15 protein-coding genes are annotated in these 15,513 nt (G+C 54.3%); 4 read left to right on the top strand and 11 right to left on the bottom strand.

Going from position 1 to position 15,513, the window contains the following annotated elements; all coding sequences use genetic code 11:
• The first annotated feature begins 36 nt into the window (after positions 1–36).
• Positions 37–1,083 (top strand): permease, encoded by a 1,047-nt coding sequence (locus A8O29_RS03370; RefSeq protein WP_125352413.1) that lies wholly within the window; start codon positions 37–39, stop codon positions 1,081–1,083.
• Positions 1,084–1,122: 39 nt separating this feature from the next.
• On the opposite strand, the gene dolP is transcribed toward A8O29_RS03370, so the two are convergent.
• Genes dolP through A8O29_RS03390 form a run of 4 tightly spaced genes read right to left on the bottom strand, consistent with a single transcriptional unit; the run spans position 1,123 to position 4,876 of the window.
• Positions 1,123–1,698: a division/outer membrane stress-associated lipid-binding lipoprotein gene (gene dolP, locus A8O29_RS03375; protein ID WP_125352411.1), complete on the bottom strand. Its 576-nt coding sequence runs from the start codon at positions 1,696–1,698 to the stop codon at positions 1,123–1,125.
• Positions 1,699–1,707: 9 nt separating this feature from the next.
• Positions 1,708–2,298 (bottom strand): DnaA initiator-associating protein DiaA, encoded by a 591-nt coding sequence (diaA, locus tag A8O29_RS03380; protein WP_110510535.1) that lies wholly within the window; start codon positions 2,296–2,298, stop codon positions 1,708–1,710.
• 26 nt (positions 2,299–2,324) lie between these two features.
• Positions 2,325–2,714: a YraN family protein gene (locus A8O29_RS03385; protein ID WP_125352409.1), complete on the bottom strand. Its 390-nt coding sequence runs from the start codon at positions 2,712–2,714 to the stop codon at positions 2,325–2,327.
• Positions 2,672–4,876 (bottom strand): penicillin-binding protein activator, encoded by a 2,205-nt coding sequence (locus A8O29_RS03390; protein ID WP_125352407.1) that lies wholly within the window; start codon positions 4,874–4,876, stop codon positions 2,672–2,674. Before A8O29_RS03390 ends, A8O29_RS03385 begins: the two co-directional genes overlap by 43 nt.
• A gap of 63 nt (positions 4,877–4,939) precedes the next feature.
• On the opposite strand from A8O29_RS03390, the gene rsmI reads away from it, so the two are divergent.
• From rsmI to A8O29_RS03405, 3 genes are all read left to right on the top strand, one after another.
• Positions 4,940–5,806, top strand: coding sequence for a 16S rRNA (cytidine(1402)-2'-O)-methyltransferase (rsmI, locus tag A8O29_RS03395; RefSeq protein ID WP_110510532.1), 867 nt, complete (start codon positions 4,940–4,942; stop codon positions 5,804–5,806).
• 210 nt (positions 5,807–6,016) lie between these two features.
• The gene (locus A8O29_RS03400; RefSeq protein ID WP_125352405.1) at positions 6,017–6,322 is read left to right on the top strand and encodes a helix-turn-helix transcriptional regulator; all 306 of its coding nucleotides are present in this window, start codon (positions 6,017–6,019) and stop codon (positions 6,320–6,322) included.
• A 4-nt stretch (positions 6,323–6,326) separates the two neighbouring features.
• The gene (locus A8O29_RS03405) at positions 6,327–7,652 is read left to right on the top strand and encodes a type II toxin-antitoxin system HipA family toxin (protein ID WP_125352403.1); all 1,326 of its coding nucleotides are present in this window, start codon (positions 6,327–6,329) and stop codon (positions 7,650–7,652) included.
• 36 nt (positions 7,653–7,688) lie between these two features.
• Here A8O29_RS03405 and A8O29_RS03410 read toward each other — a convergent pair whose 3' ends face one another.
• From A8O29_RS03410 to kbaY, 7 genes are all read right to left on the bottom strand, one after another.
• Positions 7,689–9,578: an alpha-galactosidase gene (locus A8O29_RS03410; RefSeq protein ID WP_125352401.1), complete on the bottom strand. Its 1,890-nt coding sequence runs from the start codon at positions 9,576–9,578 to the stop codon at positions 7,689–7,691.
• Positions 9,579–9,631: 53 nt separating this feature from the next.
• Positions 9,632–10,423, bottom strand: coding sequence for a PTS galactosamine transporter subunit IID (agaD, locus tag A8O29_RS03415; protein WP_125352399.1), 792 nt, complete (start codon positions 10,421–10,423; stop codon positions 9,632–9,634).
• Complete coding sequence (gene agaC, locus A8O29_RS03420; protein ID WP_125352398.1) at positions 10,413–11,216, bottom strand: PTS galactosamine transporter subunit IIC; 804 nt, start codon at positions 11,214–11,216, stop codon at positions 10,413–10,415. Before agaC ends, agaD begins: the two co-directional genes overlap by 11 nt.
• 51 nt (positions 11,217–11,267) lie before the next feature.
• Positions 11,268–11,744 carry a PTS galactosamine transporter subunit IIB gene (gene agaB / locus A8O29_RS03425; protein WP_125352396.1) on the bottom strand — a complete coding sequence of 159 codons (477 nt, stop codon included), beginning with the start codon at positions 11,742–11,744 and terminating at the stop codon, positions 11,268–11,270.
• A 2-nt stretch (positions 11,745–11,746) separates the two neighbouring features.
• Positions 11,747–12,937 (bottom strand): MalY/PatB family protein, encoded by a 1,191-nt coding sequence (locus tag A8O29_RS03430; RefSeq protein WP_125352394.1) that lies wholly within the window; start codon positions 12,935–12,937, stop codon positions 11,747–11,749.
• A 12-nt stretch (positions 12,938–12,949) separates the two neighbouring features.
• Positions 12,950–14,521 carry a maltose/glucose-specific PTS transporter subunit IIBC gene (gene malX / locus A8O29_RS03435; protein ID WP_125352392.1) on the bottom strand — a complete coding sequence of 524 codons (1,572 nt, stop codon included), beginning with the start codon at positions 14,519–14,521 and terminating at the stop codon, positions 12,950–12,952.
• 119 nt (positions 14,522–14,640) lie between these two features.
• On the bottom strand, positions 14,641–15,513 hold the full coding sequence (gene kbaY / locus A8O29_RS03440) for a tagatose-bisphosphate aldolase subunit KbaY (protein WP_125352390.1): 873 nt from the start codon (positions 15,511–15,513) through the stop codon (positions 14,641–14,643).

Below are 15,513 nucleotides of genomic sequence, written 5' to 3' on the forward strand. Positions count from 1 at the left end.
CCTGCGTCACATCGTTTTTCCTTCCTGGAGCATGGTATGGCTGGTCAGTCTTCCTCACAGGCATCTTCCCCACTGGCGTGGTGGAAGCCTGCACTCTTCTTCCTCGTGGTCATCGTCGGTCTCTGGTACGTGAAATGGCAGCCGTATTATGGCAAAGCCTTTACCGCAGCGGACACGCACAACATCGGTAAATCGATACTGGCCCAGGCAGCAGACAGCCCGTGGCAGGCCGCGCTGGATTACGCGAGGGTCTATTTCCTGGCGGTCTGGAAAGCCGCGGTGCTGGGCGTACTGCTCGGCTCGTTGATTCAGGTGCTGATCCCGCGCGACTGGCTACAACGTACCCTCGGACAACCGCATTTTCGCGGTACGCTGCTCGGCACGCTCTTTTCCTTGCCCGGCATGATGTGCACCTGCTGTGCGGCCCCCGTGGCGGCGGGAATGCGTCGTCAGCAGGTATCAATGGGCGGTGCGCTGGCTTTCTGGCTGGGAAACCCGCTGCTGAACCCGGCGACGCTGGTGTTCATGGGCTTTGTGCTCGGCTGGCAGTTCACGTTGATTCGATTGGTGGCCGGTTTAGCGACGGTGCTGGTGGTCGCCACGCTGGTGCAAAAATGGGTGAAAGAGCCGGCCAGCGCTGAGCCTCTTCAGATTGATATGCCGACGCAGATCGACGCTACGCCGTTCTTCTCCCGCTGGGTAAAAGCCCTGTGGACGCTGTTCTGGAATACCATTCCGGTGTACATCATTGCGGTGCTTGTTCTCGGTGCGGCCCGGGTCTGGCTGTTCCCGCATGCGGATGGCATCGTCGGCAACACGCTGTTTTGGGTGATGGCGATGGCGGTGGCGGGCTGTTTGTTTGTCATTCCGACGGCGGCGGAGATCCCGATTGTTCAGACTATGATGCTCGCCGGAATGGGCGTCGCACCAGGGCTGGCGTTACTGATTACGCTGCCTGCGCTCAGTCTTCCGTCACTGGTCATGCTGCGTAAAGCGTTTCCGGCTAAAGCCTTATGGCTGTCGGGTGGGCTGGTGGTGCTGTGTGGGGTGATAACGGGCGCGGTAGGTTTGTACGTTATATAGGATGTAGGCCCGGCAAGCTTGCGCCGCCGGGCAGAAGACTTACTGAATAAAGGTAAAGGCGGTAGTGACGTGTTTCACGCCGCTGACGCGGCTGGCGATATCCGCCGCGGCTTTGCCTTCCCGGTCGGTCAAGGTTCCCATCAGGAATACTTCACCGTTTTCCGTGGTGACTTTCACGGCAGAGGATTTCACCTGGTCGCTGCCTAACATCTGCGAACGGACTTTGGTGGTAATCCAGGTATCTGAAGATGCGGTGCCCAGACCAATCGGCTGGCCCTGACGGATTTCGTTAAACACTTCTGTCGTGCCTTCGACACCCATCGCTATCTGCTTGGCCTGCGATGCCAAATCAGTAGACGGTGCCTGGCCGGTCAGCAGGACTTTACCTTGCCAGGCCATGACGTTCACGCGTGCTTCTTTCTTCAGTTGGTCATCTTTGTTCAGGGCGCTATTAACGCGCAGTTCCAGCGTGCTGTCATCGACCTGCGTGCCCACAGTACGTGGATCCGTGGCGGCCTTTGTGCCGACCGCAGCCGTACCGACCACTGCCGCAGCAACACATCCCTGAAGCAGCAGCGCGGAAATAAGGACCGCGAGGGGCGAAAATGCCTTCATGAGTACTCCTTAATCGTCCTGGTGTGGGAAAAGGGTGTTATCAATCAGATCACATAAACAGTTAACCGTCAGCATGTGCATCTCCTGGATGCGCGCGCCACGGTGCGAGGGGATGCGGATTTCCACATCCTGCGGGCCCAGCAGGCCAGCCAGCTCTCCCCCGTCATAGCCCGTCAACGCCACGATAGTCATATCGCGCGTCACAGCGGCTTCGACCGCTTTGACGATATCGCGGCTGTTTCCGCGCGTGGATATCGCCAGCAGCACGTCGCCCGCATGACCCAGCGCACGTACCTGTTTTGCATACACTTCATCGTGAAGACGATCGTTTGCAATTGCCGTTAAGACCACATTATCGGTATTAAGTGCAATGGCAGGTAAACCAGGGCGTTCTGTTTCAAAACGGTTAATCATGCAGGCAGCAAAATGCTGTGCGTTGGCGGCTGACGTGCCGTTGCCACAACAGAGGATTTTGTTGCCATTAAGTAAGGACTGCACCAGCGTCATGGCGGCCCGGGAAATAGCGTCCGGAAGCGCTTCTGCTGCTGCAATTTGGGTCTGAATGCTTTCCGTAAAGCAGGCTTTGATTCTGTCGAGCACGATGTCCCTTAAATTCTTGAGTGACGCTATTCGCCAAAGGCGTTTGTTAACCATTCGATCTGACTACCGGTGAAGGCTATCACATCGAACCGACAATCCGTAGTCTCAAAACTCCCGTTGTGGCGGGCAAGCCACAAGCGCGCCGTCTGTAATAATTTTGTTTGTTTGCTGCGTGTCACACTGGCGGTGGCGCCGCCATACTGCGCGCTGCTGCGATAACGGACTTCAACAAACACCGTTACCGCACCGTCTTTCATTATCAGGTCGATTTCGCCGCCGCGCGAACGCACATTGGCGGCGATAAAGCGCAGTCCTTTGCATTCTAGCCAGCGACGCGCTTCTTGTTCCCACGCGTCACCGGTCTGTTTCCGGCTTAGTTTGCCGGCACCATCTGTCCCTGCTGGTATTTGAGCCATGACAACTTCCTGTTGATCACACAATCCTGCGTGGCGGTCAGATCGCCGGTGTTACCGTTCAGCTCGAAGCCCGGTACCTGACGCATCTGTGAGAAATGATTCGCCAGCGCCCAGGCGTCAGCGCCCATGGCGTACAGGCGAGCCAGTGAGTAATCGTTACGCACGGCGCCAAGCGCTTGCTGCATCAGCGCCGGGTTGCTGCCCGCCAGCATTGGGATTTCGCTGAACTGTAAGCCGTCCATTTCCAGACGGAAGTCCGGGCCTACGGTACCCTGTGCGCTGCGTGAGCTAGCGTACAAGGTCGCGCCGCTCTGGCTGCCGTTACGCATGGCGATCATCGGTTTGATGTAGGCGATTTCGTCCGGCGTGGCGACAATATACGCCGCATCCACTTTACCGCCGCTGGAGATCTGCGCGTCGCTCGGAGGCGCCGGGATAGTCAGGTCGCCGATAGTCACTGCTTGCTGCTGCGGCAGGCTGGCGCTGATTGGGCTACCGGTCAGGGCGATACCACCGCCGCCGTTCACGTTGCCGCGCAGTTCATTCACCGAACCAAATTTCTGCTCCAGAACTACGCCGCCACCGATCTTCTGCCATTCCTGTGCAAAGGCATTAGCCACGCGATCGCCGAAGGCGCTGCGAGGGATCAACACCAGCGGAGCCTGTTTGCCCTGATCGTGGATATGGTGCGCCGCATCGCGGGCTTCATCTTCCGGGGAGAGGGCGAAGTAGCAAATGTTCGCGCGGTTCTGCACGCTTTCAGGCTCATTGAGCGCCAGCACGTTCAGGCTGGTGTTGCTCTTGATCAGTGACTCAACTTCATTTTTCAGCAGCGGGCCGACGACCAGCGTCGCGCCATCCTGCTGAGCCTGATTAAGCAGCTGATCCAGCGGGGCGGAGGTGGTGTCGTAAACCTTAATGTTCGCTGACGGATTCGCCGGAACAGAGGCTACAGCAGGCTGTGCGACAGGCTGAGATACCGCAGCTGCATCTGTGCTGACAGGTGCAGTTTCTGCTGGCGCGGATGCGGCTGGATCAGGCTGCTGAGCGGCAGGATCCTGGACGTCAGGTTGAGCCGGAGTCGCGGCAGGCGCTGCGTCCTGGCCGGTGCCCGGTGCCTGCACCGGTCTTGCCTGCGAACCGATTGCTGGCTGAGTCTGCGCGTCCGCCGCCGGTTGGCTGGCGGTTAAATCGCTCACTTCCACCTGGGAAGGGCTTACCACGTCGTTATTGTCCTGAACGGAGGCTGCCTGCGCCGTTTGTTCCGGCACCGCACTGCCGCTGACGGCGCCAGCGCTGCCATTCTTAGCGGCTTCAAAGCCCTGCTGAATAGTACGACCATACACCGCCGCCTGACCGTTTAACGGTAAGAACAGGGCGATATTCGCGGTAGACGCGGGTTTAAAGTTCTGCACGTTGACCAACTGCGTCGGCAACATTTTCGCGCCTGGATTCTGCGGGTAACGGGTTTTCCAGTCCTGGATCCCGGCTTTCATCATGTCCGGATCGTTACGGTTATCAAACCACACGCGCTGGAGATCCAGCCAACCCTGCAACACGTTTTCATCGGCGTTAATCACCAGCGCCGCGGCCTGCTCTTTGGTCATGGACGAAAGCGCCTGCCAGGTGGCGTCGATATTTTTCTGCTTATCCTGGGCGGAAGTCAGCAATGGCTCCTGCGCAATCAGGGCGCGCAACAGTGGCAGCGATGGCTGGCCGTTCATCGCCACAATCACATCCTGCCAGTAACGGGCCTGCTGGTTGCTATCAAGGTTTGCTACTTCAATCTTGGCGAGCAGCGCCTGCGCCCCGGCAAAATCTTTCTGCGAGAGCTTGATTTCAGGTGCCAGCAGCGACTGTTCCTGACGCTGAGAGGCGTTCAGATCCTGCGGCAACTGGCCATACAGTTCCAGCGCCTGCTGGCTCTTGCCTTCTTTCAGCAGTGCACGAATGGCGAGTAATTGCCAGGTGGTCTTGCTATCATCTGAACTTTGCTGCATCTGCTGCAGGTAGTAACCGGAATCGGCCTGAGCGCTCCCTTCAAGGTGAGCGGTGCTCTGATCGGCGCTATGCTGGGTGCCACAGCCGGCGAAAAGTAACGCTGCCAGCACAACAGGCAGACAGCGCGCGGCTTTAGAACGAAGAAATGTTGACGGTACCATACGTATCCAGTGATATTTTTTTAGCTCAATGCTCAATATTAAATCGGCAATACGGACTAAACAATGAAACAACGCGAATCAGCGGACAATTCTCAGGGTCAGCTCTATATTGTACCCACGCCAATCGGTAATCTTGGCGACATCACCCAACGTGCGCTGGAAATACTGCAAGCTGTTGATCTCATTGCTGCGGAAGATACCCGTCATACCGGTTTACTGCTGCAACATTTTGCCATTAACGCCCGTTTATTTGCCCTTCATGACCACAATGAACAGCAAAAGGCTGAAACACTTCTGGCGAAGCTGAAAGAAGGGCAGAACATCGCGCTGGTTTCCGACGCCGGAACGCCGCTGATTAACGATCCGGGCTATCACCTGGTACGGACCTGCCGTGAGGCGGGCATCCGCGTGGTGCCACTGCCTGGCCCCTGTGCGGCTATCGCGGCGCTGAGCGCGGCGGGCCTGCCATCCGATAAATTCTGCTACGAAGGTTTCCTGCCGGCCAAGTCAAAAGGCCGTCGCGATGCGCTGCGTGCATTAGAAAACGAACCGCGCACCCTGATTTTCTACGAATCCACCCATCGACTGCTGGAAAGCCTGGAAGATATCTGCACGGTACTGGGCGAAAGCCGCTACGTGGTGCTGGCCCGCGAGCTGACTAAGACCTGGGAAACCATCACCGGCGCGCCAATTGGCGAACTGCTGGCGTGGGTGAAAGAAGACGAAAACCGCCGCAAAGGCGAAATGGTGCTGATCATTGAAGGTTTCAAAGTGCAGAGCGACGACGCGCTGCCCGCTGAAGCGCTACGCACCCTGGCGCTGCTGCAGGCCGAACTGCCGCTGAAGAAAGCCGCTGCCATCGCCGCCGAAATCCACGGCGTAAAGAAAAACGCGCTGTATAAGCACGCGCTGGAGCAGCAGGGGGAGTAATGTTTTGAGCCGCTACCCTTGCCTGGGTGGCGGTTGACTCGTTGATCCTCAATTCGCTAAATCTTCCAGCCCCTCTTTCCTTACAGCCTACAGGCTGTTTTATCAATTTAACAATCTGTAGGCTGTATTTTGCATTTACAGCTTATAGGGTGTAATGTTCAAAAACAGCTTATCGTGTGTATCTGTCGCTAAAACAAGGGTAAGTACGTTATGAATACTGTTTATCCATTGAAAACCCTGAGTCATTTGCGCCCTTTGCTGATTGGATTTCGCAAAGCGAATGGGCTTACGCAAAAAGATGTCTCCGAAAGGTTAGGTGTTACACAGCAAACCTATGCTCGGCTCGAAGCCAGCCCGGGAAGTGCCAGTATTGAGCGATTGTTTAAAGTGTTTACTGTGCTTGGTGTCGAAGTGGTGCTCTCAGCTGGACCCGCTGGGCTAGTGCCCACGTCATCTTTCTCAATGGAAGAGTCAGGCATACAGAACACGTTGCCTGCCCGAAGGGAAAAATGGTGACGATATGCGTCGTACACAACAACGCTTAGCGATATGGATGAACGGCATCCAGGTTGGATACTGGGAAAAATTCAGAGGGGAAGATGGGTTGCAATACCTTCCCGAATGGATTGCAGATGAACAAGGCAGAGCATTATCACTTTCTTTGCCTTTCACCCCAGGCAATCAAATTTGGCGCGGAAGTGTTGTACGTGACTATTTCGATAATTTATTGCCTGACAGCGAGAATATCCGCAGGCGCTTAGCAATGCGCTACCACGCCAAAAGCCTTGAACCTTTCGATCTGCTGGCCGAATTGGGAAGAGACTGTGTAGGGGCAATACAGCTCTTGAATGTTGATGAGCAACCCGCAGATTTATACTCCGTAAATTTTCGCCCGCTATCAGAAACTGAGATTGCCTCCACGCTGCGAAATACCTCAGCAACGTTGCCTGGTCGACAGGACAACGCTGATGATTTGCGTTTGTCCATTGCCGGGGCTCAGGAAAAAACGGCTTTGCTCTGGCATGAAGCGCAATGGTGCTTACCAGAAGGTAATACACCCACGACACATATTTTCAAATTACCGCTTGGACTCGTTGGCAATATGCAGGCGGATATGAGTACATCCGTTGAAAATGAATGGCTGTGTTCTTTGATTCTTGAGCACTTTGGGATCCCTGTAGCGAAATCGCAGATAGCGCAGTTTGACGATCAGAAGGCGTTGGTCGTTGAACGTTTTGATCGGCGATGGTCGAGCGATAGGCAATGGATTGTTCGCTTACCACAAGAGGATATGTGCCAGGCGCTGGGCGTTTCTCCGTTACGTAAATACCAGGCTGATGGTGGACCGGGTATTACCGATATCATGGAAATTCTGAGTCACTCAGAGCAGGCGGAAAGGGACCGGGAGGTGTTCTTCAGGGCGCAAATCCTTTTCTGGCTGTTGGCGGCTACGGATGGACATGCGAAGAATTTCAGTATCGCTGTTGAGCCGCAAAGTCGTTATCGACTGACTCCGCTTTATGATGTGCTGTCGGCATGGCCGGTTATTGGCCCAGGAAATCGCCAGATTTCCTGGCAGAGATGCAAATTGGCAATGTCGGTTCGGGGGAGCGGTAATTACTATCATCTCAACAGAATTCAGCGGCGGCACTGGATCAATCATGGTGAATTAACCGGATTAAGTTGTTCACAGGTTGAATCCATGATGGAAGAGATTATTTCCAGAACCCCGGAAGTCATTGAGCGTGTATCCGCGTTACTGCCTGATTCGTTCTCTGCTGAGCTTGCAGAAAGTATTTTTGAAGGGATGCGGCAACAGTGCGGGCGATTAGCGGAAAAAATGTAAGACACGAAATGGCCCGGAATCCCCGGGCCATTGTGTTTATTTAACTGGAGTGGCTTCAAACACCAGGGTTTCCAGCGGTTGTAGCGTAACCACAACCGCGTCTTTGTAGTCTGATGGAACGGTGGCGTTGCTGCCATACACCGCTTTCAGAGTTAAATGCGTGGTTTCGCCCTGCGGGATCTCAAAATCTTTCGCCAGATTCAGATAATAGCTCTGCGGTTTGTCGGACGGGTTACGCAGGCCAAGAATGGCTTTATCTTTGGTCCACGATGCCCAGCCGTACGTTTCCAGCGATGTCGGGTCGCCGCCTACCCAGTGTGTGTCGACCAGCACCTGCGCATTATCCCGTGACCATTTGGCGGCCTGCGCCAGCGTGTCCCACTTCGCTTTGTTCAGCATAGAAGGCGTGATGTAGAGCTCCTGCAGCTGGGTACCGGTGGCGAAATAGCTCCAGACCTGATCGGCAAAGTCGCTGTCCGTCTGCACTTTCTCCAGTCCGTAATAGGCGTGTTCCGCGCTGACAATGCCGTGATACATCAGAGAATTGAGCGGGAACAGTGGGCCTTTGCGCACAATCGAGCGGAAGGTTTCCGCGTCGCGATATGTCATCCACTGTTGTACCGGCGTGCCAGGGCCGTACAGGTTAATGTCATCACCCTGACGCCAGATAGAATCGGCGTACAGCAGCCACGAAGGGCTGGCATCGGTGCCGGTAGTCAGGTTGATAAACAGGTTTTTGTTGGCTTCGCGCATGTTGTGCAGCAGAGCGATGGACGCGTCGAAATCAGAGGCAAATTTGCTGCCTTTGATGTGCGAGTTAGCGTTCCCCATCCCGTCCAGCTTGAAGGAAGTGATGTGCTCGTTCTTGATAAGCTTGAGGATTTGTTCGTTGAAGTTGTCGAAATAATGCGGGCCAGAGAGCGCGAGTTTACCGTCGACGGTTTCGAAGCCGTACTCTTTCGCATGCGACACGCGGATGTCGCGGGGTTTGTTATAGCCGCCCCACGGCGACAGCCATAACCCTACCGAGCTGTGCAGGCTATCGGCCTTTTCACGCACTTTGCTAAATCCATGGCTAAACGCCGGTCCAAACAGCCACCGGCCGGTACGATCGTCCCAACCGTCATCCAGCAGGAACGCATCCAGCGGCACGCCGCGCCCGGTAATGAATTCTTGGTTCCACTCATCCATTCGGCCTAACACGTCCTGCTCGGTATAGGTGGTGAAGAAGCCGATATCCATCCAGCTGTTGTAGTGCAGATAAGGCTTATAAGGGCGTGGGCGAACGGCTTCAATGAACTGGTTCACGCTTCGACGAAGCTGATTCGTCTCAGGGAAGGTCCCGAAAAAGGTGGTGTAACTGACCGGCGTGTCAGCCTGAATCGGCGTTTTCAGCTCGACGTTGAGATTGGTGGTAGCTTCATAGGCGTAAGTGTTGACGATAGGTTTGCTCGGCAGAATGAAAAACGAATCGGCGATAATGGGCGAGCTGTTTATTGCGCCATCGACATAAGGTGCCTGGGCCTGTTTTTTGGTCGGGAAGAAAGTGATTTTTGCCACTTCGCGCGGTTGCCCAACGGCGGTGAGGGTGTAATCAATGCTGGCGTATTTCCCTTTCACCAGGTTGACGGTCACGGTGACGTTAAAATCAGGGTGTGTATAGTCAATAACGATCGCATCAGCCTGTTTCTCAACATGTTTAACCTTAAAATCTGCGGTATGGATAACGGACTCATCCGGCAATGTCAGGAAGAACAGCTCCTGCGGTGATAGCTGGTGGCTGGAGTGCGCATCTTTAATCACCAGCGCGGAATTGGCATCGTCAAACGAGACGCTGAGATTGTCATTTTTCAGGGCGTAGTTGGCGGCACAGGCGGCGTTGGAAACCAACAATGCGAGCAACGAAATAGTGAGCACTTTTTTCATCAGGGTGAGTTCCTTATTGTGTTTAAGGTGAGGCCAACAGGTTCTTCTTTTATCTACAGAACACCCAGCGCTGAACCGGCTATAGCGAGGACGAAGGTCACGCCAATTAACAGCACCGGGTGCGCTTTTTTCGCGCGTAGCAGGTAATACATCAGCAGGGTGTAAGCCATTGGCAGAATATTGGGGAACACCTTGTCAAAGAAATCTTGTTGCAGCGCGACCTTATGGGTGGCGTCAATCGCAAAGGTTGTCACCACATTAATATGGACGTAAGACGCAATCAGCCCACCAATAACCGTGATCCCGAGAATGGTGGCGGAGCGGGCAATCATCTGTGAGTTTTCCCGGACTTTATCTATCGCTTTCACCCCGACGGAATAACCAATATGCGTCCAGCCAACGCGTAAAAAGAATATGGCGAGATAGACTGCAAAGAATAAAATAGGGCCGAGCAAATTCCCCTGACTGGCAAATGAAGAGCAAATACCCGCCATGATCGGCAATAAGGTGAACCAGAATATGGCGTCGCCGATACCCGCAATAGGGCCAAACAGTGCCACCTTCAGCCCTTTAATGGTGTTGCGATCTTCGCCTTTCTCCTCCATGGAGATTAAGAGTCCCATCAGGAATCCCACCAGATTGGGGTGGGTATTTATAAATTCCAGATTATCTTTCATCGCGGCGCTCAGGCCGGGCTGATCATTCTTATAGATTTTCTTGAGTAACGGCAGCATCGCCCAGGTAAAACCGCCCGCCTGCATACGTTCATAGTTAAAACTGGCCTGCAGGAGCGATGAACGAAATCCCAGACGGGTAATGTCTTTCTTACTGATTTCAGATCCCATTGCTGTAATCCTCTTCATCATTTTTGCGCGTGTCGGCCTGCGGCTGCGCCGCGGCTTTTGCTTTCGCGTTGAAAAACTCGTAGACGGCAAAGCCTGCGCCAAGCACGGCGACGGGCAGGAGGTTATTGACCTGGATATAACAAACAAACAGGAACCCGGCGATCAGGTACGGAATGTACTGTGCCTTGAACATCACCCGCAGCAATAAGCCAAAACCGACGGCAGGTAGGATCCCACCCGCAACTTCAAATCCATGTGTCAGCCAGGTCGGCATTGATTTTACCAGCGCCTGCATTGCACCTTGCGCGAGGTAGGTACAGAGGAAAGCAATGACCGCATACGAACAGGCGACAATCAGCGTGGTCGTCCAGTTCAGGCGAGCAAAAGCGCCGGTATTGGTTTCTTTCGCGTATTTATCCGCCTTGCTCATGAACAGTGAAAACGCGGAGTAGAAAAACAGAATGACGTACTGCATTAGCAGGCTGAACGGCAGACCAAGGCCAATTGCCGTTTTGGCATCAACGCCTGTCGACCAGGCAATAACGGTGGTCATTACCCCTGCCATAATAGGGTTCGGCGGTTGCACCCCTCCGGCGGGCGTGAGCCCGGCAAAGGCGAGTTCGGTTAATCCGCCGGTAATTAAGCCAATATGAATATCCCCCAATATTGCCCCTGTCAGGGTACAAACAATAATGGGACGAAAGAGAAATAAAGCTTCCAGCCAAAAATCAATTCCCAGTACAAAGACAAGGGCGGCAAGTGACAGCCCTTGAATGAGCGTAATTTCATGCATTTTATCGCCTCGTGATTTTTATGTTTCTTGCTTTAATACAGAGACAGTCAGTTAGTCATTAATATTTTCTTTGGTATCTCCCGGTACATCCTGAATAAAAATATTAATGCCCTGATGTTTAATAAAACGAAGATCGGTCAGATCCTTTTCGTCAACATACACTTTGCTGCTGATCTGTTTTTTCCCTTCCGAAAAATGCATATTGCCGACGTTGACGTCCTTCAACGGTACACCACCTTCCAGCAGTTTTCGCACCGTGTCGGGCGTGCGGCAAATGAGGAAGATCTTCTGATGTGGGGCTGCTTTACTGATGATGTCGATGGTTTTGGCAATCGAGAAAAAGCGGATCCCAAAACCGTAGGTCTCGGCGGTGATCCCCATCAGCTTCTGCTGTAACTCATCTTTAGCGACGTCATCATCAACCACGATCAGCAAATTAGCGCCGATCGTTGAAGTCCAGGTCACGCCCACCTGGCCATGGACCAGGCGGTTATCTATTCGGGTCAGTAATATATTGGGTGTACTCATTTTTACTCTCTCCTGTCATGACGATATGAAGTGCGCATTCTCTCGATGGCCTGCTCCAGCCAGTAACGCTGGGTGCCGAAGTTAATCCGCAGGTAATTCTGACCGTCCTGGACATAATGGCTGCCGTCTTCGATTACCACGCCCGCATGCTGCGCAAAATGGGCGGTTAATTCAGTGGCGCTGCGCGCATCAGCGCTGACGTCAATCCACGCCAGATACGACGATTCCGGGTTCATCATTTTCCAGTGCGGGAAGTGGGTGATAATTGCGTCCGCCAGATAGCGCGCGTTACCGCGCAGATAACCGTTCAGTTCATCCAGCCACGGCAGACCTTGCTGATAGGCGAGAATAATTCCCCAGACGCCGAACATATTTGGTGAGGTGATGGAGTTCTTCTCCAGCTGCTGACGGAATCGCTGGCGCAGCGTGGCATCGGGGATAATTGAGTAAGAGGTTTTCAGGCCGCCAAGATTGAAGGCTTTATTCGGCGAAGTCAGAAGGATCAGATTGTCTTGCGCGGCGCAGCCCGACGACAGACAGCTGACAAAGGCGCCGTCCAGAATGTGCTCGGCGTGGACTTCATCGACCACCAGAATGACGCCGTAGCGCTGACATAAATCAGAGACCTGGCGAATGTCGTCGGCCCGCCAGATACGCCCGGACGGATTATGCGGCGAACAGAAAAACCACAGCTTAGGCCGATGGGTTTTGAGCTGATGTTCAACTAGCTCAAAATCAAGGTGATAGCGGTTATCCTGAACGCGTAACGGATTCGCGAGAACGCGAACGCCCTGGCGCTCTGTCGCCATCGCAAACGGATCGTAGACCGGTGTGTTCATCATCACGCTGTCGCCCGGCTGGCAGAAAGCCTGCACCGTGTAGTGCAACGTGGAGACGGTGCCGTAGGTCAGCGTTATCCACGCTGCGTCGACCTCGACCTGATGCCTTTCGCGCTGAAAACCGATGACCGCCTCGTAAAACGCATCGAAGCACCAGGTGTAGCCGAAAGTCCCGTGCGAAACGATGCGCTGAAATCCTTCAATCACTGCCGGGGGCGAGGTGAAATCCATATCAGCAATCCACAGTGGAACGAAATCCTCGGGCACGCCGGGGAAGCGCGAGCACACGAAGGCGTGATCCCACTTGCGGCATTTATCACTTTTACGCTCAATAATTTTGTCAAAATCAAACACGCTAACCCCCGGTTAAATTAAGGCTTCAATGCCCGTTTTTACGCCCTGAACCTGCGGGCCGATTATCACCTGCACGCTGTGCGCATCCAGCACCACAACCGACAGCGCCCCGGCATTTTTCAGCGTTTGCTGGTCAACTTTGCTCATGTCTTTCACCACCAGACGCAGGCGGGTAATACAGTTATCGAGTGAGTCGATATTCTCTTTGCCGCCAAGCGCGCTGAGGATCAGCCCATGATCGTATTTCGATTTGCCACGCGCCTGGGTGTTGGCTTTCACCGCCAGCGCCGCGCCTTCGGTGTCCTCTTCACGCCCCGGCGTTTTGATATCGTGTTTGAGGATGTACCAGCGGAAGACGAAGAAGTAGATGGCGAACCACGCGATCCCAACCGGGAACAGCAGATACCACTTGGTGGACGTGCCTTGCATCACGCCGAAAATCAGCAAATCAAGAATGCCGCCGTCGGTGTTGCCGATAGTGACGCCAAGCAGTGCCATGACCATCAACGCCAGGCCAGACATCACGATATGGAAGGCATACAGTGCAGGGGCGATAAACAGGAACAGAAATTCGATAGGTTCAGAAATCCCGGTGACTACCGAAACCAGTACCCCGGACAGCAGAAGTCCTTTAATCACCGGACGGTTTTCCGGGCGCGCGGTGCGGTAAATGGCGTACGCCACCGCAGGCAGGCCGAAGATAAAGGTCGGCATAAAACCTTGCGACAGGAAAGCCGTAACGTGGGGGCTAAACGGCAGACCCGCTTTCAGCTCGGCGTAGAAAATATTCAGCGCGCCTGCGACTTCCTGCCCGTTGACCATTTCCATTCCACCGGCTGGGGTAAATCGTACCATCGCCAGCAGAATATGATGCAGGCCAAACGGTTTAAGCAGCAGCACGCCCACGCCGTACAGGAACGGCCCAAAAACGCTGGTGCTCTGAATGATGTGTCCGATACCCGCAATGCCCAGCGCCACATATTCCCACAACAACGGGATAAACAGACCCACCAGCGACAGCGTCAGCGCGGTGATGATTGGCACAAAGCGGATGCCGCCAAAGAAGGCGAAAGCGTCGTGCAGGACGGTGTCCTGAAAGCGTTCATGCAGAAAATAGGTAATCACGCCGACAACGATGCCGCCGAGCACGCCCATCTCCAGCGTCTGGATACCTAACACTATCGACTGACCGACCTGTTTCATGGTGGCGGCGTCGGCAAGCTGGTGGGTGACCGTCAGGTAATAATTGATGCTCATGTTCATCAGCATGTAGCCGACAAACCCGGCGAACGCGCCCACCGCTTTGTTACGCGTGGCGAGGCCCATCGGAATCGCCATCGCGAACATCAGCGGTAAATAGGAGAACGCAAACCCGCCGACCATGGCGATAAAACCAAAGGTTAACTGGGTCAGTTCCCCGCCCAAAAAGGGAAAGCTTTTGATCGTCGACGGGCTGGTAACGGAGCTACCGATACCCAGTAAAAGGCCCATAAAGGCCAGCAGTGAGACCGGGAACATGAAGGTCTTTCCCAGGCTTTGAAAGAACTCCCACGCTTTAGATTTGAACGACTTTTCCTGTGTCATGTAGGGGACTCCTCGGAATTGCTCATTTTAATGGAAGGAGCGCCCTGGAATAAGGACGCTCCTTCATAGTTGCGAGGCTTATTGTTTTTTTAGATGAGTCGAACAGCGAATAACGGTAATCAGGCTTCTACGGGAAGCAACAGGCGGTTGGCTGAACCGCAAACGGCGATTTTATTTATGACGATTTCTTTCATCGCATCCATGCCGACCCGCATGTAGTAACGCGGATCGTTGCCTTCAGGGTTTTGGGCGAACCACTCTTTAACGGCGGCCGCAAACGCGATTTTCAGCTCGGTGGCGACGTTCACTTTGCACACGCCGAGTTCGATGGTGCGACGGACATAATCATCAGGCACATCACTCGCGCCATGCAGCACTAGCGGGATATCCACCACCTCACGAATTTCCGCCAGCCGTTTGAAGTCGATTTTAGGGCGATGGGTATAAAGCCCGTGGGCAGTGCCGATGGCTACCGCCAGGCTGTCGACGCCGGTCAGCTCCACGAAACGCTTCGCTTCCTGCGGGTCAGTCAAGAACGCGCTTTCGGCGTCGACGCTCATGTCATCTTCCATACCGCCGAGACGGCCCAGCTCGGCTTCTACGCTGCAATCATTCTGATGGCAGAAATCGACCACCGATTTCACCAGTTTGACGTTCTGCTCAAACGGGAAATGGCTGCCGTCGATCATGGCGCTGCGGACGCCCGCGTTCACTTTGCGGCGGATATCATCGAGGGATTCATGGTGATCGAGGTGCAGCGCCAGCGGCATGTCGTAGCTGGTGGAGTAGGCGTTGCACAGCGCGAAGATTTCTTCCAGCGCGATATGTTTAAAGGTGCCCGGCGTACCGGCGAGGATCACCGGCGATCGCAGTTCGCTACAGACGTCGAGGATCGCCTGAATAGTTTCGGCGTTGTGAATATTGAATGCCGGAACCGCGTAGCCTTTGGCCTGTGCATCCTGCAAGAGATATTTAGTTGAGATAATGCTCAT

Origin of the sequence: Scandinavium goeteborgense, assembly GCF_003935895.2 — a bacterium.
Classification (GTDB): Bacteria; Pseudomonadota; Gammaproteobacteria; order Enterobacterales; family Enterobacteriaceae; genus Scandinavium; species Scandinavium goeteborgense.

Excerpts from the sequence above, each read along its gene's own strand:
- A8O29_RS03370 (WP_125352413.1), top strand. The coding sequence starts at position 37 with ATGGCTGGTCAGTCTTCCTCACAGGCATCTTCCCCACTGGCGTGGTGG.
- dolP (WP_125352411.1), bottom strand. The coding sequence starts at position 1,698 with ATGAAGGCATTTTCGCCCCTCGCGGTCCTTATTTCCGCGCTGCTGCTT.
- A8O29_RS03385 (WP_125352409.1), bottom strand. The coding sequence starts at position 2,714 with ATGGCTCAAATACCAGCAGGGACAGATGGTGCCGGCAAACTAAGCCGG.
- A8O29_RS03390 (WP_125352407.1), bottom strand. The coding sequence starts at position 4,876 with ATGGTACCGTCAACATTTCTTCGTTCTAAAGCCGCGCGCTGTCTGCCT.
- rsmI (WP_110510532.1), top strand. The coding sequence starts at position 4,940 with ATGAAACAACGCGAATCAGCGGACAATTCTCAGGGTCAGCTCTATATT.
- A8O29_RS03400 (WP_125352405.1), top strand. The coding sequence starts at position 6,017 with ATGAATACTGTTTATCCATTGAAAACCCTGAGTCATTTGCGCCCTTTG.
- A8O29_RS03405 (WP_125352403.1), top strand. The coding sequence starts at position 6,327 with ATGCGTCGTACACAACAACGCTTAGCGATATGGATGAACGGCATCCAG.
- A8O29_RS03410 (WP_125352401.1), bottom strand. The coding sequence starts at position 9,578 with ATGAAAAAAGTGCTCACTATTTCGTTGCTCGCATTGTTGGTTTCCAAC.
- agaD (WP_125352399.1), bottom strand. The coding sequence starts at position 10,423 with ATGGGATCTGAAATCAGTAAGAAAGACATTACCCGTCTGGGATTTCGT.
- agaC (WP_125352398.1), bottom strand. The coding sequence starts at position 11,216 with ATGCATGAAATTACGCTCATTCAAGGGCTGTCACTTGCCGCCCTTGTC.
- agaB (WP_125352396.1), bottom strand. The coding sequence starts at position 11,744 with ATGAGTACACCCAATATATTACTGACCCGAATAGATAACCGCCTGGTC.
- malX (WP_125352392.1), bottom strand. The coding sequence starts at position 14,521 with ATGACACAGGAAAAGTCGTTCAAATCTAAAGCGTGGGAGTTCTTTCAA.
- kbaY (WP_125352390.1), bottom strand. The coding sequence starts at position 15,513 with ATGAGCATTATCTCAACTAAATATCTCTTGCAGGATGCACAGGCCAAA.